The following is a 20024-nucleotide window of genomic DNA, read 5'->3' as shown; positions in this document are numbered from 1 at the left end:
TCAGTCACGTGAAAATTTTGAATCATCTGGAAGATTTAATTCTTTTTGTTGCATTCTTGATCATGACAATCGTGGCGTTCACGAATGTTGTATCACGCAATGTGGCTAATATTTCTCTTACATTTTCGGAGGAATTGACAATCAATTTGTTTGTATTACTGACGTTTGTAGGGACGGCTGTAGGTGTGCGGGAATACGCGCACCTCGGCTTTACTTTGATTTTCGATCGCATGAATTCAGGTTACAGAAAAGGGATTGTACTGTTCTGTACGTTAATGGGACTGTTTCTATTCGGAGTCCTTTTCTGGTATGGCATTCAAATGGTTTTGTTCCAGCTCGAACTGGGGCAGACAACGCCTTCATTGGGGTGGCCGCAATGGATTTTATCGCTGGCTCTGCCAATTGGTGCAACACTTTGTATTATCCGTACCGTTCAGGTTTGTATTGAGGAATGGAAAATAACCGGGCGCTCCACCTCGAAAGGAGACGAGGCGATATGACTGCCCTGATACTATTTGGCTTGTTTTTTCTTCTTGTGTTCTTGCGCGTACCTATTGCTGTTTCTCTTGGCATATCCTCTATTGTCGTTCTCGTAGGCGATAACGGATTATTTGGCTTAGAAATGGTGACCGATATTATGTATACGAGTGTTGCAAAGTTCACTCTTCTTGCAATCCCTTTTTTCATCCTGGCTGGGGTGATCATGGAGCAGGTAGGCATCTCTCAACGTTTGATTGATTTAGCGCAAGCACTTGTCGGTCATCGGAAAAGTGGAATTGTGTTTGTGACAGTAATTGTTGCTGTGTTTTTTGCTGCTATCTCCGGTTCAGGACCAGCTACGGTTGCAGCCATCGGCGGTATACTCATCCCCGCTATGATGAAAAATGGATATTCAAAAGAGACGGCGGGCGCATTAGTTGCCAGTTCTGGTGCAATTGGTATTGTTATCCCGCCGAGTATCGCTTTTATCGTATTTGCGGTAGTAGCAGGTGATCAAATTCCGGTTACAATAAATCGTCTTTTCGCTGCGGGTATTGTACCAGGAATTTTAATGGGCTTGGCATTTGTTGTAGCAGCCATGATCGTCCGTACCCGTCAGGAAAAGCGAGGGGAATTTGTTCGGCCGGATGGCTTGGAAGTACAGAAAGCGACAAGTAAAGAACTGGGAACCGCATTTTTAAGAGCTCTGCCTGGCCTGATGATCCCGGTTATTATTCTCGGGGGAATTTATGGCGGTTTTTTTACTCCAACAGAAGCGGCGGTAGTTGCGGTCGTTTACGGATTATTTGTAGGAATGTTTGTAAACCGGGGCAATATATTTAAACGACTTTATCGAATTTTTGTCGATGCAGCTGTGCAGACCGCGGTAGTAATGATCATTGTAAGCGCGGCGTCAGTGTTCGCTTACATCATCACAACTGAACGAATAGCGACCGATATCTCAGAAGGCATATTAGGACTGACGAGTAATCCCATTTTGATCCTTTTGATGATAAACGTTCTGTTATTGGTAGCTGGTGCTTTTATTGATGCGATTTCAGCCTACTACATTTTTGTTCCCATCATGTTACCAATCATGATTGCCTTGGAAGTGGATCCAACAGTTTTTGGTGTTTTCATGACGGTAAACTTAGCCATTGGTTTATTTACCCCACCAGTCGGACTTAATTTATATGTAGCTGCGGGGATTGCAAAGACAAATATTATGGACATATCAAAAGGGGTTACTCCATTTATCATCGCCGCTATTATTGTGTTGCTCATGGTTACATATATCCCGGCATTATCAACTTTTTTGCCTGATTTACTAAACGTGGAATAGGAGGCAAATATAAATGAAATTCAAAGATGATGTAGCAATTATAACCGGTGCTGCTAGTGGGATTGGACAAGAAGTAGCTCTGCAATTAGCAAAAGAAGGAGCAAAAATCGTTCTAGTGGATTTAAATGCTTGCGGGAAGACAATAAATTCTTTTGAACAGGGAACGGATTATTTAGAATGCCTTGGTGATATTAAAGACCCGAAATTTGTGAAGGCGGTTGTTAACAGAACGATTGAAAAGTATGGAGAAGTTCATATATTAGTGAACAATGCTGGAACGTGCAGCCGATTGGACCTCGAGGATATGACGCTCGAAATGTGGGATCGGGATTTAAACACAAATTTAAAAGCGACCTTCTTGTTTACACAGGCTGTTGTCTATCCTCATATGAAAGAAGCGGGATACGGACGTATTGTAAACATCAGTTCTGTCTCGGGAATCAACGGTGGCGTTGTATCAGGAGAGGAAAAAAACGGGCGTTCAGGCCCTGCATATGCCGCTTCAAAAGGAGGTGTTATTGCACTGACCAGATGGGTGGCAAAAGAATTAGGTAAGTACGGCATTACATGCAACTCGGTTGCACCTGGTGCGACAGCAACGGCTATCACGGCTGGCGTTGCATACGATACCGGCGGGCAAGTAATTGACCGGATGGGCGAACCGAGTGATATTGCAGAAGCAGTCCTTTACTTTGCTTCTAGAGGAGCAGGATATACGACTTCTCAAGTTCTTAAAGTGGATGGGGGCATAAGCATTGGATAATAATCGGATTCAGGCAGTGCGCGATGAATCATGGAACCGGATTGTCGGAAGACTGATGAAAGATGTTGATTTATTCGAAGGAATAAAAGAAGTATGTCGGCACTTCAAAGTGGGGGCTGCTCAATTTCAATGTTTAGGGTCACTGCAGTATGCAACATATTTGCAGATCATACGTGGCGACGAGCCGGGTTTAGTTCGCTACTCTGGGAAAAAACAAACGGGTTCTGCTGTAGAAATTCTTTCAGGATCAGGTTTTGTAGGAACAGGGGAAGATGGAGAGCTTGACGTGCATTTTCATGGAATGGTCGTTGATTGTGATCAGCAAATAACAGGAGGACATTTTTTGGACGGAGAAAATCCAACTGCGGTGACAGTGGAATTTATTATATTCCCAATAGAAAACGTGCGTTTACAACGTGGAGTGGATCCATATTGGCAGGCGCCGATATTTTCATTTTACAGCAAGGAGGGGGCAGAAAATGGAGACTCTGGGGCAGTTAGCACTAAAATCGGCGAACGCCTATCCTGAAAAGATTGCAGTAAAGGACGAAAACCGCACATTCACGTACCAGGAATTCATCAATCGAGCAAAAGCGCTTTCCGCTTACTTTCGAGATGCAGGGTTTGAAAAAGGGGCGCGGATTGGTGTGCTGATGTCAAACCGGTTAGAGCATATTGAACTTGATGTTGCCGTTGCACTTGCCGGATTGGTGAAAGTTCCGCTCAATTACCGGTTACATCCAAAAGAGCATGAATATATGATTAAAGACGCCGGATTAAGTCTGCTGATGGGAGATCAGGTTTTAATCGATGCTACTGAGCTGGATATACGCTCTCTATACATTGGTGATGCGTATGAGAATACGTTAAATAGGTTTATTGGACAGGAATATATTGCAGAAGTGGATGAAGATGATTTATTTGCAATCATGTACACATCAGGAACGACGGGAAATCCAAAAGGAGTCATGCTCTCTCACCGGAATATCATTTCAGGCGCTGTGTCCCTGGCCCAAGTGTGTGAAGTGAATTATGACGACATTATCGGGCATGTGGCCCCGTTGACGCATGGAGCAAACTTCTTAAGTCATGTTTCATGGCTTTACGGATTGACACAGATCATCTACAGCAAATTTGAACCGGAAGAATTTTTGGATTCGCTTTCTGAGGATAAAGTTTCTGTGTTATTCCTTGTGCCTACTATGGTCAATCTAATGATTCAACATCCTAATTTCGATGCTACGAAACTAGCGACCGTGAAGTCCATTAATATGGCGGGTTCGCCGATCGCAGCCAGCAAACTCCAGGAAGCTTTGGATAAGGCGGGCGAAATTTTCGTCGAAACATATGGCCAGGTAGAAGCGCCGATGTGCATCACCATGATGCCTCGTAAAGAGATAAAAAACCGCCTTGAATCCTGTGGTCGTATTGGTATCTTCGTCGATGTGAAAATTGTCGATGATGAACAAAATGAAGTGCCTCATGGAGAGGTTGGTGAAATTATCGCAAAAGGTTCACTGGTAATGAAAGGTTACTGGAATAACGAAAAGGCGACAAATGAAACATTGCGGGATGGATGGTTATACACAGGGGATTTAGGCTGGCGCGACGCTCAAGGTTTCCTTTATATTGTAGACCGCAAGAAGGACGTGATCATCTCAGGCGGTGTCAATATCTATCCTCGGGAAGTTGAAGAAGTATTGAATCTTCATAGAGGTGTCAAGGAGACTTGCGTCATTGGAGTGCCGGATGATAAATGGGGTGAGAATGTCATCGCCTTCGTAGTGCCAAATGGTAAGGAAGAAGTGACATCAGAGCAATTGATTGAACTTTGTAAAGAGAACTTGGCCAGTTTTAAAAAACCGAAAGAAATATTTATAGTGGATGAGCTCCCGAAAAGTTCATACGGTAAAATCCTGAAGCGGGAAATGAAACAACAACATGTGGAGGTGAGCAAATGACTAATGTCTATATTCACGGCATTGGAATGACTAAATTCGGTAAACTGGACGCTTCATTAAAAGATTTGTTGCTTCAAGCAAGTGTTGAAGCTTTAAATGAAGCGGGAAATCCCAAAATAGATGCAGTATTTGTTGGGAACTTCATGGGCGGCAGTATTTCCAATCAGGAGATTCTTGGCGCGATTCTTGCGAATGAGTTAGGCCTCGGTTATATTCCGTCTACAAAAGTGGAGGGAGCTTGTGCATCGGGTGGAATAGCGTTCCGGCAAGGGCTGCTCGGTATATTGAGCGGAGAATATGAGACGGTTCTCGTTGCGGGTGCTGAAAAAATGAAACATGCTTCTACACCGGACGTCACACAAGCTATTAATGCAGCGATGGATACAACTACTACTGAAAAAGATGCCGGTCTGACTTTCCCTGGCTTTTTCGGTGTACTGGCAAATCGGTATTTTTATGAGACCGGCGCCACTAAAGAACATTTAGCTCGTGTAGCATTAAAAAACCGGGAAAACGGTGTTAATAACCCGCTTGCCCAGTTCCCTAAGCCAACAAGTTTGGAAGAGATCATGAATGCCCGCATGATTACAGACCCACTTGGCCTGTTCGATTGTTCACCAATGACAGATGGAGCTGCGGCAGTAGTCATTTCCCGCAAAAAGTCTCCTATCCATGTACGGGCAAGTTCACAGGTTTCCGGTCCAACCAGAATGCAGGATGCCGTGGATTTGCTATCTGTGCCGGCAATCGGTGAATCGGGTCGACTAGCGTACGAAAAAGCAGGACTTGGTCCAGAGGATATTGATGTAGTGGAAATCCATGACTGCTTTTCGATGACGGAGATCATTGCAACAGAAGAACTTGGCTTTTTTGGAAAATTGGAAGGCTGGAAAGCTGTAGAAGAAGGACGAACCAAAGTAAACGGTGAAAAACCAGTCAATACAAGTGGCGGCTTATTGTCCCGCGGTCATCCAATAGGTGCGACTGGAATCGCTCAAATTTATCAACTGGTACGTCAGCTTCGCGGCAATGCAGCAAATCAAGTAGTGAACAACCCTCGGTTGGCATTGGCTCAAAATTTAGGCGGAACGGGTTCCTATTCGACGGTCCATATTCTGGAAAGGGTGTAATCGCGTGAAAATCTATAAATGTTGCGGAAGTGAATCCATTACTAAAAAGTATTTTTGTGCAGAGTGCGGCAGCAGCGAATTTGAGGAAAAAGAGATTTCTGACCGAGGAACAGTGTATAGCTATACAAAGATCCATGTTCCCCCTGCTGAGTTTGCAGCGCTTGCTCCATATAATGTAGTGCTGGTAGACCTTGATGAATCTACTGCAAAGATAACAACACGGATAAAGGAAGATGTTGCAATAGGAGATGCCGTTACATTAAAGCAGATCGATCAAGGTGCTTATGTGTACGAAAAAATCCCTCAATGATTAATGAGGGATTTTTGCTTTTAGTTCTTTTGTAAAACAACACTTTATATCTATATTCAGCAAAAATTGATTGAGAAGGAGCGAAGTATGTGTGCTGATTAAATTTGTGTCTAAAAGATTACCTATTCTCATTGTAGTTATGGCAATTAGTACTTACTTCTCTCCTTTTTATTGGCAAGTGTCTTCCTGGATTCCCAGTTTCCTTCTGGGAGTGGTGATCTTCTTCACAGGTTTATCGACAAACATTGAGGCATTTAAAGACATTCGGAAGAAAAAACGGGAATTAGTGCTGATAACCATGCTTAAATGGACACTAACAGTATCTACCTCTTTAGGGTTAGCTTACGTTTTCTTTTCCAATAAACCAGAAATTGCAGCCGGGCTGATATTAGCGGGTACGGTTCCCAGCGCTACCGCTGCAACGGTCTATACCTTTTTAGCAGGAGGCAATACTTCCCTTGTCATCGCAGCATCTTTATTAGATGTTGCTATAAGTCCTATTATTACGCCGCTATCAGTTGCTGGTCTTGGGGAAGGGGAAATCACTATATCTTTTTTAGCTTTACTAAAAGCTTTTTCCCTTATTGTAGTAATCCCTTTGACGATTGGTTTAATCATTCAGCGGATTGTTCCCCAATTAGGCGTTTATTCAAAGCCGATCACTAAGTTGGGTTCCTCTGTAGCATTATTGTTAATTGTCCATGTGATCGTAGGAAGCGGTAAAGAAGCGATTGCTTTAGAGATCAATTCAATCCCGCTTGTTGCCCTGGCAACATTTATTCAAGTGACTTTCCCGATGGGGGCTGCTTATTATATTGCAAAAGCGCTTAAGATGGATGAAGCAGACGCAAGGGCTGCTTTATTTCAAGTAGGATTATGCAATACTGCGCTTGCTGCTATTTTAGCCTTGCAGTTTATAGGGACAGTCGGAACAATTGCTCCTATTGTGAATATGATATTTAACCTTTCGATTGGGGCATTAATTGCTAATTACTTTAGTACAGTAGAAATACAATTGCCTGCAAACAAAATAATTAAAAATGATTTTTAATTTTCGAGCGCAAGAAAGTGAGGCAGAGTTAGCACGACATTTTTTAAAGTTTATAGATCGGCATGTTAAGTCGAATGGTGGAAGTAAAATAGCTTGGATGGATATATATTAGGATTCCATCTGGAGAATTAAAATGCATTATTTACCATTTGCAATTGAATTAAATATTAATATGACTCTCTGCACCTTGGTTGCCTCTTGCTTTCTCATGGTTTAAAGTAGGCGGTAGATTTCAAATGCACATAGGAGGGAAGCATATGGTTCAGCGGCTGTCATTCCTTTTGCTGTCTGGGCTGGTTTCGTTTTTGGTGCTCAGCGGTGTAGGCGCCTGGCATTTCATCCAGGCGGCAGACGGCGGCACAGTCCTTCATCGGACGTTCCAGTCGGAGGTCCTCGGCAGGGGTTATAACTACAACATTTACATACCGGAAGAATACGATGAGTCGGAGAAACACTACCCCGTCCTTTACCTGCTTCATGGCTCGTTCGGCAATGAACACAATTGGGTGGAGCGGGGGAATGTGAAAAAGACGGCGGACCGGCTGATTGAAAGCGGCGAGATTCCGCCGTCGATTATCGTCATGCCGGGCAGCAGGGACTGGTGGATCGATGGCTATAACGAACGGGCGGGAACCGCTTTTGTCGATGAGCTGATTCCGCATATCGACGGGATGTGGCGCACGATTCCGGAACGGGACAGCCGGCTGATCGCGGGCCTGTCCGCCGGCGGATACGGCACCGTCAATTTCATCCTGGACCGGCCGGATCTATTCGCAGCAGCTGCGGCATTGAGTCCGGCCGTCTATGCGCCCCGGCCGCCCGCCACTTCAACTGCGCTTCGGCATCCGACGTTTATGGGTGAGAACGGGCAATTCGATCCGGAAAAATGGGATGCACTCAGTTACGTGCGCCTGCTCGATGACTATGTAGCCGAACGGATGCGGGTACCGCTCTACATCCTGACCGGCGACCGGGACCGGCATGGCGTCGAACCGCATGCAAAAGCGCTTTACCAGACACTGCATGAGCTGCAGCCGGCACTGGTGGAATACCATGTCGTGGAAGGCGACCACGAATGGCGGGTCTGGCGCGCGGCGCTTCCGCACGCGATGGAATATATGTATCAGTTCCTGGGAAGCAGTCAGGAAACGCAATTATCAAGCAACGGTCAATGGTGCGCCTGTTCCCTTTTGGAGCAGGTATTTTTTCTTATGAAAACAACTATGATTTAAGGTGTTGTCTCGGTTGAATGTAGATAAGTTCATAACCTTGCGGTGGAAGTATTTAGAAAGATCCCTGCGGGAAGTGGATTTATTATAAAATAAAATTATTGTTCTATCTTTACTCGATAACAAGGCAGATGATTATGATTTGAAGACACGATCAATGAAGCGCTCCGAAATAAACTGGGAAGCGTCAGCGGCTGGCGAAGACCGGAACGGATGCAATAGCGAATAACAACTGGGGGAATAGATTATGAAAACATTATTACTGACCGGATTCGAACCGTTTTTAAACTTCACTTTAAATCCGACGATGCGGATCGTGGAGGAACTCGACGGCCGGACAATCGGCGGCTATAAAATCGTCGGCAAGATTTTGACGGTGGATTTTAACGCATCCGGAGAGCAATTGCTGGCGCATATTCGGGAGACGGATCCGGATGCCGTCATTTCCTTGGGACTGGCGGGCGGCCGGTTCAAGATCACACCGGAACGCATTGCGATCAATTTCAAAGATGGCGCTCCCGACAATGAAGGCAATAAACCGGTCGATGAACCGATCCGTGCCGGCGGGGAACCGGCGTATCTGTCGACGCTCCCGGTCCGCGCCATGGTCGATCGGCTGCTCGAACTCGGCTTGCCGGCGGAAGTCTCGAACACGGCGGGCACATATCTGTGCAATAACGTCATGTACGAAGGGCTGCATTACGCCAGGACGGAAAAACCGGAAATGCCGTCCGGGTTCATCCATATCCCGGCATCCCACGCATTGGCCATCCAGCACGGCAATATCCCGAGCTGGTCGCACGACGACCTGAAGCGGGGCGTCGAGATCTGCATCGAGGAACTGGCGGAACAATAGCGAACCGGGAGAAACAGAGATGAAAATCCGCAGAAAGTGAGGATTGCCATGCTGAGTTACAGAAATTCCACGACGGAAGTGGCGGACAGCGGAACGGACACGGTCATCATTCCAATCGGGGCGACAGAGCAATTCGGCCCGTATTTGCCGATGCATATCGATACGCTGATCGTGGGGCAGCTTGCGGAAGCGTACGGAAATGCGCTGGGCGGCTATGTGCTGCCCGCGCTTCCGTTCAATACATCCGAAGAACATGCGAGCCTTAAAGGTACGGTCACCATCAGTCCGGGCGTGATCATGAGCCTGCTGGAAGAAATCATTATGAACCTGCACAGGCAGGGGTTCAGAAAATTCATCATTTGTAGCGGGCATGGCGGCGCGTATTGGGAACCGGCTTTCGTAAAACAGATGAACTTCAAATATCCGGAACTGCTCATGATGGCGCCGCCTTACCGGGACGAGGAAGCACAGGCGGTTGCGAAGGAAGCTGCCGGACTGGAAGAGCTGAAGGAGATGCACGGTGGGCTGTTGTCCGTGTGTACGGCGATGTGGCTGTGTCCGGAACTCGTCACGCTGGAGTCGATGGGGTCGGATGTGCCGGCCGAGCACCTCAAATTCATCGATCATGTTCCTTGGGAAAAACTGACCGGCGGCAGCGGCAACTGGGGAAAATTCACGGCCGGTGAATATTCAAAAGAAGAACTGGCGGAAAAAGGCGAGAAGTTCTGGACCGCTTATACAGCTTGGAAATGCGACGGCCTTAAAGAATATGTCGAGGAAGCGTATGCCCGGAAAATGAATTAGAGAATGATGGACAGCATAAGTAAAAGGCGGATCACAGAGATTAACCCGTCAGTTGAACGGCAAAAAGCCGGAATAATGCCCTGATTACCCCGTTAATCCGCAACTGGATTAGCGGGAATTTAAATGTCGGTAATTAACACTCGCCGACAAAACGCATAGGTTTTAACAGGCGTATTAATAAAGGGAATAACAACTTGGCAACCATGATTGGAAGGTTGCTGAACTGTTGCTGAAAGCAATGTTAAACCGGGTGTTAATCACATAATTAATTCCATTGAACCGCACCTGCGCCAGTACTTGATTGCTTAACAATTCGACTAAGAAGGGGAACGAAAAAATGCCTATCAAGGGTGCACCCTCGATAGACATCCCTTTCCGCCTCTCTTTGCCCTTTTCCTATGCACATTTCATTGCATAGGCTTTAGGAAATGATAGCGAGAAAGATGCAAGTATATACTTGCAGGTTCAACATAACACAGATTGAATTTAAACAATAAGTAATACACTCCCGATTTACGAGTGGCAGCAGCACAGGGGCTGTTAGTGAACTGCCCACCACTTTCTGCTGTTCACCAGTCCGCTGCAAAGCTGAAATTGGGCTTTAATTGAGAAAGGCTTCTGAATAACCGGTGAGAAGAACATTGGAGAGTGAGAGGATGCCCATGCTGAATTATAAAAATTCCACAAATCAAGTACGGGAAAGCGGAACGGATACTGCGATCATATCCGTCGGCGCCACGGAGCAGTTCGGTCCGTATTTGCCGATGCATCTTGATACATTGATCGCTGAACGGTATGCGGAAGCGTTCGGTGAAACCCTGGGTGCTTATGTTCTGCCGGTCCTGCCTTTCAATACATCGGAAGAACATGCGGCTTTCAAAGGGACGGTCACGGTCAGTCCCACCGTGCTGACGGCTATGCTGGAGGAGATCATTGTAAATCTGAGCCGGCAGGGATTCCGGAAATTCGTTCTGTGCAATGGCCATGGCGGTGCGTACTGGGAAGCGGCTTTCGTAAAACATGTCAATTTCAAGTATCCGGAACTGATTGTCATCGCTCCTCATCATAATGACCGGGCAGGGTGGGAAGCTGCGCTTCAGGCAGCCGGACTGGAGGGGCTCGACGAGATGCATGGCGGCACTTTATCTGTCTGCACCGCAATGTGGCTGTGTCCGGAACTCGTTACGCTTGAATCGATGGGGTCGGATATTCCGCCGGTAAACCGTGCGTTCGCTGATTATTTGCCGTGGAACCAATTGACCGAAGACGGCAATTGGGGGAAGTTCACAGCGGGCAGTCATTCCCGTGAGGAACTGGCTGAAATGGGCAAGACCTTCTGGACGACATTTATCGCTGCCCGGTGCAAAGGATTGGCAGCTTTTCTTGATGAGGCGTATACACGCAAGCAATCGGGCAATGAAATCCGGTGATCCATGCTATGAAACCGGCAGCAGAACTGAAACCGTCTGCTGCCGTTTTTTTTGATAAGCGAAAAAACCGGTTCCCTGAACAAACCGGCTTCCGTAAAAGCGCAGCGCATTAAAGCAAGAGCAGGCATATTGCAGTCTGTCCGAATTCCTGGCAGCAACTTTTGTCTGAAGCGGCCGATTCTTTTTTGACGGCTTTTTGTCCCATTTCTATTTCAGCCGATAAACAACTTCCGCAAACTGGCCGAACCGCCGGACATCGATGAGTTCGAGCCGGCTGTCGTAATCACCTGGCAGGAAAAGCGGAATGCCGCGGCCGATGAGCGCCGGGGCAAGCTGGATGACGAATTCGTCGATGAGTTCCGCTTCGAGGAGCGGCCGGAGAATCTTGCCGCCGCCGACCACCCAGATCTTCTTGCCGGGTTCCGTTTTCAGTTTCCGGACGAATGCGGGAATATCACCCTGCACGAATTCGACAGGCGCCTCCGGGTCATTATTGCGTGTCCGGGAGAAGACGTAATGTTTCATGCCGTCGTCCGGCAAACCTTCAGGGGACAGGAGCAGCACTTGCTCGTATGTTTCCCGGCCCATGATCTGCGTGTCGATCGTCTTGCTGAATTCAGGATAACTGCTTTCATCTTCGCCTTCGGTTCCGAACAGCCAGTCGAGGGAGTGATTTTCCCGCGCCAGGTAGCCGTCAACAGTGATGGCTCCGTAAAACACTACGCTTCGCTGTGTATCCACTATACATTCCTCCATTTTCAATTTCGCCCTGCTGGATCGCTGGACAATTTCAGATGTCACCCGCCCACGAGCACGAATACATTGCCGTCCGGCGCCCGCATGACGGCGACATGACCGCCGAGTGAGTTCGGGAAAGGTTCCCGGATCCACCGGACAGCGGGATTAGGGCATAATGATTCATATAGTTCCCGCACATCTTCCACCATGATTTCAGTCTCCGCAAACTTCAAATCCGGATTGTCCTTCAATACCAGTTCGGTTTCGCCTTCCGGAAACCGCATCCCGACAAGCCGCCATTTCCGGTCTTCATCCTGGAACGTTTCCCATGCTTTGGTAAGTCCGAGTGACGAATAGAACGCAATCGATTGTTCGATGTCTTCCGTATGGATGGCTGAGCACTCAATTTTCTTCCACACGCTGTTTTTCCTTTCGCTTTGTCTCTCATCTTGATTATAAGCCAAGCCGACACGACAGAATACTCGAGTTTAACCGCTGTTTCTCATTGTTATTCTCTTATTTTGAATGAAATCAGAAAAGATTAAGAGAAAACAGGGATAGGTGTTGAATTATTATTGGTTGTAATGCATAATAATTCAAATATACCGTTAATGATGCAGCCAGCAGGATAAGCGATTCGGAAGGAGCGGAATATATGGAAGAAATCACAGGTTACCTTGTATTGAGCACAGGAGATGTACTCGAAGGAAAATGGCTTGGAGATACAAACGCTACGGAAGGGGAAGTGGTATTCAATACGGCGATGACCGGCTATCAGGAAGTGATGACCGATCCATCTTACGCCGGCCAGATTGTCGCCATGACCTATCCCCTGATCGGGAATTACGGATTCAGCGACTTGGATTTTGAAAGCCTGGTACCGTCACTGGCAGGATTGATCATCTCACACCCGTGCCGGACGCCGAATCACTTTCAACAGGATTTCACACTTGAGGACATGATCAACCGGTATCACATTCCGGCTTTATATGACATCGACACGCGGGCATTGACCCGGATCATCCGCTCGGAAGGCGAAGTGTACGGTCGGATCACATCTGACCCGGAAGCTTTTCCGGTGCAGCAGAGCGTTGACCCGGAACTGGTCCGGAAAGTCTCCATCCAGGAAACGGCCACCGTATCTTCCAAATCTGGCAATTGGTCTGAACTGTCCGATCCCCATGTCGTGGTGTACGATTTCGGCTGCAAGCATTCCATCACGCATACGCTCGCGGAACTAGGCTGCCGGGTGACGATCGTTCCATTTGATACGGCACCGGACGTTGTGGACAGTCTGCAGCCCGACGGTATTGTGCTGTCGAACGGACCGGGCAATCCGGCCGATTTGGCTCATTTGACGGAAACGATCAAAAAAGTGACCGACACATATCCGACGCTCGGCATCTGCCTCGGTCATCAGCTGATCGCACTTTCGCACGGCGGACGGACAGAACGGCTGCCATACGGACACAGAGGAAGCAATCATCCAGTCAAAGATCTCACGACGGGCAAGGTATTCATCACGTCCCAGAACCATGGCTATGTCGTGGACATGGAATCGGTGGAACCGGACCAGTGGCAGATCTCGCACGTCAACGTCAACGACCGGTCCGTGGAAGGACTGATGCATCGGACGAAACCGGTCATGGGCGTCCAGTTCCACCCCGAGGCTCATCCGGGACCGGTCGACACGTACGGCGTGTTCACCGATTTTCTGCGAACTATTCCGGTCGGAAAGGAGAAACGCCATGCCTAAACTGATACATATTCATTCAGTGCTTGTAATCGGATCCGGACCGATCGTCATCGGACAGGCGGCGGAATTCGATTATGCCGGCACGCAGGCTTGCCTGGCGCTGCGGGAAGAAGGAATCGAAGTCGTGCTCGTCAATAACAACCCAGCCACGATCATGACCGATCCGGATATTGCCGATCGGGTGTATTTGGAACCACTGACGCTTGAATCACTGACCGCCATTATCGAAAAAGAACGGCCGGATGGGCTCCTGCCGACACTCGGCGGGCAGACGGGCCTGAATCTCGCTGTTGAGCTGTCAGAAGCGGGCGTACTCGAACAATACGGCGTTGAGCTGCTCGGTACACCGCTCGATACGATCCAAAAAGGCGAAGACCGGGAGATTTTCAAGGCGATGATGAAAGAAATCAATGAACCGGTGCCGGAGAGCATCACGACCAGCTCGGTGGAGGAAGCAGTCCGTTTTGCAGAAGAAGCGGGTTATCCGATCATCATCCGGCCTGCGTATACGCTCGGCGGAAGCGGCGGCGGAATCGCCCGGGATGAAACGGAACTGAAGAAAATCGTGAAAACAGGACTGCACGCAAGTCCGATCCACCAGGTGCTTGTCGACCAGAGTGTGAAAGGCTGGAAGGAACTCGAATACGAAGTCATGCGGGATGCGAACGATACGTGCATCATCGTCTGTAATATGGAAAATATCGATCCGGTCGGTGTGCATACAGGTGACAGTATCGTTGTGGCCCCGTCCCAGACGCTGAACGACCGTCAGTATCAGATGCTGCGGACGGCGTCGCTTAAAGTCATCCGCGAACTCGGCGTCGTTGGCGGATGTAATATCCAGTTTGCACTCGATCCCGACAGTGATGACTATGTCATTATCGAAGTAAATCCGCGCGTCAGCCGGTCGAGCGCGCTCGCCTCGAAAGCGACAGGCTATCCGATTGCGCGGATTGCCGCAAAGCTTGCGCTCGGTTACCACTTGGACGAAGTACTGAATCCGATCACCGGCCATACATACGCGAGTTTTGAGCCGGCAATCGACTATATTGCTTTCAAGATTCCGAGATGGCCGTTCGATAAATTCAGCAATGCGGACCGGCTGCTCGGCACGCAGATGAAAGCGACCGGGGAAGTGATGGCGCTCGCCCGCAATTTCCCGGCTGCGCTGAATAAAGCCGTGCGTTCGCTTGAGATCGGTGTTGAGCATCTGCATCTGCCGGCACTCGCTGGCTATTCGGATGATGAACTCGAGCATGCGCTGACGAATGCGACAGATGAGCGCCTGTTTGCGGTTGCGGAAGCGTTCCGCCGGGGCTATTCCGTCGGCAAGCTGCATCAGCTCACGGAAATCACGCATTATTTCCTTCATGAAATTGCCGGCATGATCGAATCGGAGAAGAATCTGCGTGGACGGGACTGGCTTTCCGTAACCGAGACAGATTTGAGAAATGCAAAACAGCAAGGGTTTCCGGACCGGCTGCTCGCTGATCTGTTCGGCGTAACCGTGAAGGAAGTGCAGGAGCGGTTCCAACAGTCGGAGATGCGCCCCGCCTACAAGATGGTGGATACATGCGCGGCTGAATTTTCTGCGGAAACGCCTTATTTCTACAGTGCGTGGAACGGCTTCGATGAAGTGGAGCCGCTCAATGCCGGACGGAAGATGATTGTGCTCGGTTCAGGCCCGATCCGCATCGGGCAAGGTGTGGAATTCGATTACTGCTCGGTCCACGCAGCCATGTCACTCAAGGAACAGGGGATCAAAGCGATTGTCATCAACAACAACCCTGAAACCGTCAGCACCGATTTCAACACGGCGGATCATCTGTATTTTGAACCGCTGACCGAAGAAGATGTGCTGCATATCGCCCGGAAAGAACAGGCGGACGGGGTGCTTGTCCAATTCGGCGGCCAGACGGCCATCAACCTGGCAGAAGGGTTAAGCGGGGCAGGACTTACGATCAGCGGCACATCTTTGTCTGCCATTGAAGCAGTCGAGGACCGCGATAAGTTCTACCGGCTGCTGAGGGAGCTGGCGATTCCCCACATCCCGGGTGAAACCGTTATGGCGCTCACAGAAGCGGAACAGGCAGCTGAAAAGATCGGCTATCCTGTATTGATCCGCCCTTCCTATGTCATCGGCGGCCGGGGCATGGCCATCATCCGGAAACGTGAGGAGCTATTGGCCTATGTGGAAAACCTGCAGCAGGAAGCGCCGGGTGCGCGGATTTTCCCGCTGCTGGTCGACCGGTTCGTAACCGGCTTTGAAGCGGAAATCGACGTTGTCTGCGACGGGGAAGACGTGCTCATTCCGGGGATTTTCGAACATGTCGAAAAAGCGGGTGTGCATTCAGGTGACAGTGTTGCGGTCTTCCCGGCACCGAATGTGACGGAACAGCAGAAAAAAACGATTACCGAATATACACAGAAACTATCAGCTGCATTGAATCTGAAAGGCATTATCAATATCCAGTTCGTGATCAGCGAGGACCGGAACGATCTGTACGTCCTTGAAGTGAATCCGCGTGCATCACGGACCGTACCGATCGCCAGTAAAGTCACAGGCGTGCCGCTTATCGATCTCGCGACCCGGGTGCAGATGGGCCAGCCGCTCAGTAAACTGGGCTGGAAGCTCGGACTTCATGAGCCCCGCTCCTTTTATGCGGTGAAGATGCCGGTATTTTCGACCAATAAACTCGCAGGTGTCGATCCGTTCCTCGGACCGGAAATGCAGTCGACCGGTGAAGCGATCGGTCTCGGATCGACTGTGGAAGCGGCGATGGCAAAAGCATTCGGCTGGAAAGCGGGCCGGCTGTTCCAGGCAGCGGCGGACCAGCGGATCTTCCTGTCGGCCGGTGACCGGCTGCCGGAAGAATTGACCCAACTCATTGCCGGACTGCCGGCAGCCATTACGGCTGATGCAGAAACTGCCGCTAAATTGCAGGATGCAGGCATTGCCACAGAAGCGGTGATGAGCGTTGAAGAAGCAGGTGCCGCCTGTCTGGATGGTCATTTTGGACTGATCGGTGATTTCCATTCTGGCACGGACATACACCGGCAGCTGCGGGAAGACGCACTCAAGACGGACACCATTTGCCTGACGTCACCGGAGACGCTGGCTGCTTTCCTGGAAGCATCAATGACGGAAAGCGAAGCGCCGCGTACCATCATGGATTATTTGACGGCCGATAAGGGACTGAATAAGACGAAGGAGGAACTGGTTAAATGAATGCATATGCAAAAGAAACAGGAATGCGCGAGCAGCTGGCGGGACGGGATTTCCTGACACTCGCCGATTACAGTGAAGCGGAGATCGCCTATTTGCTCGACTTGGCTGCTTATTTGAAAAAACGGCGCCAGGCCGGGAAAGTCGACCAGCCGCTCAAAGGCAAGACGCTGGGCATGATTTTCGAAAAATCCTCCACCCGAACGCGGATTTCGTTTGAAGCGGGAATCTATCAACTCGGCGGGCTTGGCCTGTTCCTGAGTTCCCGCGACATCCAGATCGGACGCGGTGAACCGATTATCGACACAGCAAAAGTGCTGTCCGGTTACCTGGACGGCATCATGATCCGGACATTCGCCCACGGGACGGTGGAAGAGCTGGCGGCTAATGCGTCCATTCCCGTAATCAATGGCCTGACAGACTCATTCCATCCTTGCCAGGTGCTTGCGGATCTGCTGACGATCCAGGAAGTGAAAGGCGGATTGAAAGGCCTCAAGCTTGCCTACATCGGCGACGGAAACAATATGGCCCATTCACTGATGCTCGGCGCTGCCAAGATGGGCATCGATGTCACCATTGCTGCACCTGACGGCTATCAGCCGGATTCGGCTGTTACAGAGCAGGCCCGACTGGCTGCCCGGTTCTACGGCACTGGGGTGGAAGTGACGGCCGATCCGGAAGCAGCCGCGGAAAATGCCGACGTGCTCTACACGGACGTCTGGGCAAGCATGGGACAGGAAAGCGAACAGCAAGTGCGCGAACAGGCATTTGCCGGTTTCCAGGTAAACAGCCGGCTGCTGTCGCTTGCCCGTCATGACGCTGTTTTCCTGCACTGCCTGCCGGCTCACCGCGGCGAAGAAGTGACCGCGGAAGTGATCGACGGTACGCGATCCGCCGTGTTCCAGCAGGCCGAAAACCGGCTGCACGCCCAGAAAGCGCTGATGACGGCGCTGATGAGCTGACCAACAGATAAGTGAAAGACCGGGTAAGAAAAAGCGCTGCCTCTGCAGCGCTTTTTGTCTGCCTAAATAACTCAGTTATATTGAGCCGTCTTGTTATAAACTCAGCTAGATACTGTCATGAGAATCACGCTCAGCAGTATGAAGAGAGATAAAAAAGCGATCAAGAATTTCTTCGACCGGCTCATCAGTGTAAGCAGCAAATACAATAACACGAGTGGAATGATCAGCATAACCACGATCATCATCCCTCTGTTTTCATAAAAATTAAACTGGATAAAATCAAAGTAATCAACCAATACAACAATCAGATTCCATAACCCGACCGACAAAGCACCGAACAAACCGCCAAGGAGAATACTTTTCATACTCGACCCCATCCTTTGAGTTTTCTTATCCCTTAATCCTAAGTGAAAGTAACAAAAACGCTCTCTAATATAGTTGTTAGACGCACCCCGCATGAAAGAAGTTACAAATGATTGTGCTGGACTGCCGGTTAGTCCGGATGGGAAATCCCGTGCATTACTGTATCGCATTATGGAGAAGGATAATGTGAAAAGAGTCTATGCCGACAATCCGACAAAACTGAATACTAAAAAAATTTGAAGATAGACTGAGTTACAGGGTTGATTTTCGGTTTTTCTGCATTAGAATAAAGAAAAAAGCGGAGGGGTCGCATGCTGAAAACGGCGGATGTAAAAGTGCAGTCGATTTCCGGGGCCAAAAGGGATTTTTCCAAAATCATTAAAGAAGTGGTCGGGTCGGGACAGCCGACATTCGTCTTCAATCGGAACGAACCGGCAGCGGTCATCCTGAGCAATGACATGTACGAGAGCCTGGTCAGAAGATGCCGGGAACTTGAAGACGAACTGTATGGGGACAAGGAAAAAAGGTTCAGTATGGAATTATTCGATGAATAGGCAGAATAAGCAGAGCCCGCGGGTTCTGCTTTTTATTGTATTTTCATAATCTCTTTTGGCGTCAATTGACCGCTCAATTTATCCTTGACGACTGTGCATTTTACTCCGCTTGAATATACATTTTTGCTCATGCAAAAACACCTCCAGACGTGAGTCTTATATAAAATACCCTCCCAACAAAGAATGCCGGGAGGGTATTTTCTTTCCATCTATTTAATTGTTATTACGGATTCGTTGACCAAAGTCCTGCCGATTTCAAAAGGACGCGTGGATGCAGCTTCAACTGGCTAACCATCATTTCAGCCAAGTCTTCCGGCTGCAGGACTTTGTCCGGATTGCCGTCTGTCAGGTTTTCGCCAATTGCCAGGTCAGTTGCAACCGTGCTTGGTGTCAACGCAGTGACGCGGATATTGTGCTTTCTGACTTCCAGCATCAGCGATTCCGTCAGCCCCATTACGCCAAATTTAGAAGCGCTATAGGCACTTGTCACCGGAGCCCCTTTTTGCCCGGCTGTAGAAGAAATATTGATGATGTCGCCGGACTGGCGCTCGATCATCTGCGGCAATACAGCGCGGGTTACATAGTAAATACCCATTAGATTTGTATCAATGATTCCTTTCCATTCTTCAGGCGACAAGTCGAGGAACTTCCCGAATTTGCCTGTACCGGCATTGTTGATCAGGATATCAATCGGTCCCAGTTCGCCCGCTACCTGTTCAACTGCTGCATTGACTGCATCCATATCAGCGACGTCAGCTACAGCAATTACAGTTTTTACTCCGTATTGCTCAAGTTCTACTGCTGTTTCTTCCAAATTGGCTGCAGTGCGCCCGACAAGTCCGACATTTATACCTTCTGCCGCAAAAGCGATGGCGGTAGCCCGGCCGATGCCTTTTCCGGCTCCTGTGATTAATGCATTTTTCCCTTTAACGTTTTGCATATGAACAACTCCTCTAGTATCAATCAGTTCCACACACGAGTATAGCAAAGTGCAGCGGTAAAAATCCCGGTCAATGTTTTTCGACCCTGTGTCAGAGACAATTCACAACTGTTTCTGACACAGGGACAC

General features: G+C 48.9%; 20 protein-coding genes. 16 read left to right on the top strand and 4 right to left on the bottom strand.

Going from position 1 to position 20024, the window contains the following annotated elements:
• The first annotated feature begins 8 nt into the window (after positions 1 to 8).
• The 12 genes from B0X71_RS17305 (at position 9) to B0X71_RS17250 (ending at position 11356) form a co-directional block, all read left to right on the top strand.
• Positions 9 to 500 (top strand): TRAP transporter small permease, encoded by a 492-nt coding sequence (locus B0X71_RS17305; RefSeq protein ID WP_077590598.1) that lies wholly within the window; start codon positions 9 to 11, stop codon positions 498 to 500.
• Complete coding sequence (locus B0X71_RS17300) at positions 497 to 1822, top strand: TRAP transporter large permease (protein WP_077590597.1); 1326 nt, start codon at positions 497 to 499, stop codon at positions 1820 to 1822. The genes B0X71_RS17305 and B0X71_RS17300 overlap by 4 nt, the downstream gene beginning before the upstream one ends.
• A gap of 13 nt (positions 1823 to 1835) precedes the next feature.
• Positions 1836 to 2585: an SDR family NAD(P)-dependent oxidoreductase gene (locus B0X71_RS17295; RefSeq protein WP_077590596.1), complete on the top strand. Its 750-nt coding sequence runs from the start codon at positions 1836 to 1838 to the stop codon at positions 2583 to 2585.
• Positions 2578 to 3114, top strand: a complete 537-nt coding sequence (locus B0X71_RS17290) for a PCC domain-containing protein (protein WP_077590595.1) — start codon at positions 2578 to 2580, stop codon at positions 3112 to 3114. Before B0X71_RS17295 ends, B0X71_RS17290 begins: the two co-directional genes overlap by 8 nt.
• Entirely contained in the window at positions 3065 to 4546 is a 1482-nt protein-coding gene (locus B0X71_RS17285) for a class I adenylate-forming enzyme family protein (protein WP_077590594.1), read from the top strand. Before B0X71_RS17290 ends, B0X71_RS17285 begins: the two co-directional genes overlap by 50 nt.
• Positions 4543 to 5676: a thiolase C-terminal domain-containing protein gene (locus B0X71_RS17280; RefSeq protein ID WP_077590593.1), complete on the top strand. Its 1134-nt coding sequence runs from the start codon at positions 4543 to 4545 to the stop codon at positions 5674 to 5676. Before B0X71_RS17285 ends, B0X71_RS17280 begins: the two co-directional genes overlap by 4 nt.
• A 4-nt stretch (positions 5677 to 5680) precedes the next feature.
• A complete protein-coding gene (locus B0X71_RS17275; RefSeq protein ID WP_077590592.1) occupies positions 5681 to 5986 on the top strand; it encodes a Zn-ribbon domain-containing OB-fold protein in 306 nt (101 codons plus the stop codon).
• A gap of 91 nt (positions 5987 to 6077) precedes the next feature.
• Positions 6078 to 7037 (top strand): bile acid:sodium symporter family protein, encoded by a 960-nt coding sequence (locus B0X71_RS17270; RefSeq protein ID WP_232336728.1) that lies wholly within the window; start codon positions 6078 to 6080, stop codon positions 7035 to 7037.
• Between the two features lie 257 nt (positions 7038 to 7294).
• Positions 7295 to 8269, top strand: coding sequence for an alpha/beta hydrolase (locus B0X71_RS17265; RefSeq protein WP_077590591.1), 975 nt, complete (start codon positions 7295 to 7297; stop codon positions 8267 to 8269).
• Positions 8270 to 8513: 244 nt separating this feature from the next.
• Entirely contained in the window at positions 8514 to 9122 is a 609-nt protein-coding gene (pcp, locus tag B0X71_RS17260; protein WP_077590590.1) for a pyroglutamyl-peptidase I, read from the top strand.
• A 48-nt stretch (positions 9123 to 9170) separates the two neighbouring features.
• A complete protein-coding gene (locus tag B0X71_RS17255; protein ID WP_077590589.1) occupies positions 9171 to 9926 on the top strand; it encodes a creatininase family protein in 756 nt (251 codons plus the stop codon).
• Positions 9927 to 10588: 662 nt separating this feature from the next.
• Complete coding sequence (locus B0X71_RS17250) at positions 10589 to 11356, top strand: creatininase family protein (protein ID WP_077591060.1); 768 nt, start codon at positions 10589 to 10591, stop codon at positions 11354 to 11356.
• A gap of 207 nt (positions 11357 to 11563) precedes the next feature.
• Here B0X71_RS17250 and B0X71_RS17245 read toward each other — a convergent pair whose 3' ends face one another.
• Together B0X71_RS17245 and B0X71_RS17240 are read right to left on the bottom strand one after the other, a co-directional pair.
• Positions 11564 to 12097 carry a dihydrofolate reductase family protein gene (locus tag B0X71_RS17245; protein ID WP_156889910.1) on the bottom strand — a complete coding sequence of 178 codons (534 nt, stop codon included), beginning with the start codon at positions 12095 to 12097 and terminating at the stop codon, positions 11564 to 11566.
• A gap of 56 nt (positions 12098 to 12153) precedes the next feature.
• Positions 12154 to 12513, bottom strand: a complete 360-nt coding sequence (locus B0X71_RS17240; protein WP_077590587.1) for a VOC family protein — start codon at positions 12511 to 12513, stop codon at positions 12154 to 12156.
• A gap of 236 nt (positions 12514 to 12749) precedes the next feature.
• Here B0X71_RS17240 and B0X71_RS17235 point away from each other — a divergent pair, with 236 nt between their 5' ends.
• The 3 genes from B0X71_RS17235 to argF are packed head-to-tail and all read left to right on the top strand — an operon-like array spanning position 12750 to position 18038.
• On the top strand, positions 12750 to 13850 hold the full coding sequence (locus B0X71_RS17235; protein WP_077590586.1) for a carbamoyl phosphate synthase small subunit: 1101 nt from the start codon (positions 12750 to 12752) through the stop codon (positions 13848 to 13850).
• Positions 13843 to 17079, top strand: coding sequence for a carbamoyl-phosphate synthase (glutamine-hydrolyzing) large subunit (carB, locus tag B0X71_RS17230; RefSeq protein ID WP_077590585.1), 3237 nt, complete (start codon positions 13843 to 13845; stop codon positions 17077 to 17079). Before B0X71_RS17235 ends, carB begins: the two co-directional genes overlap by 8 nt.
• Positions 17076 to 18038: an ornithine carbamoyltransferase gene (gene argF, locus B0X71_RS17225; protein ID WP_077590584.1), complete on the top strand. Its 963-nt coding sequence runs from the start codon at positions 17076 to 17078 to the stop codon at positions 18036 to 18038. The genes carB and argF overlap by 4 nt, the downstream gene beginning before the upstream one ends.
• A 101-nt stretch (positions 18039 to 18139) precedes the next feature.
• On the opposite strand, the gene B0X71_RS17220 is transcribed toward argF, so the two are convergent.
• Positions 18140 to 18403, bottom strand: a complete 264-nt coding sequence (locus tag B0X71_RS17220) for a hypothetical protein (protein ID WP_077590583.1) — start codon at positions 18401 to 18403, stop codon at positions 18140 to 18142.
• A 309-nt stretch (positions 18404 to 18712) separates the two neighbouring features.
• Here B0X71_RS17220 and B0X71_RS17215 point away from each other — a divergent pair, with 309 nt between their 5' ends.
• Entirely contained in the window at positions 18713 to 18955 is a 243-nt protein-coding gene (locus tag B0X71_RS17215; protein WP_077590582.1) for a type II toxin-antitoxin system Phd/YefM family antitoxin, read from the top strand.
• A gap of 223 nt (positions 18956 to 19178) precedes the next feature.
• Here the strand turns inward: B0X71_RS17215 and B0X71_RS17210 are convergent, their stop codons facing one another.
• Complete coding sequence (locus B0X71_RS17210) at positions 19179 to 19895, bottom strand: 3-ketoacyl-ACP reductase (RefSeq protein WP_077590581.1); 717 nt, start codon at positions 19893 to 19895, stop codon at positions 19179 to 19181.
• Positions 19896 to 20024 lie beyond the last annotated feature (129 nt).

It is taken from the genome of Planococcus lenghuensis, from assembly GCF_001999905.1.
Lineage (GTDB): Bacteria > Bacillota > Bacilli > Bacillales_A > Planococcaceae > Indiicoccus > Indiicoccus lenghuensis.
Note: the sequence above shows the minus strand (reverse complement) of the source record. Positions and strands in the feature narration are given on the sequence as shown.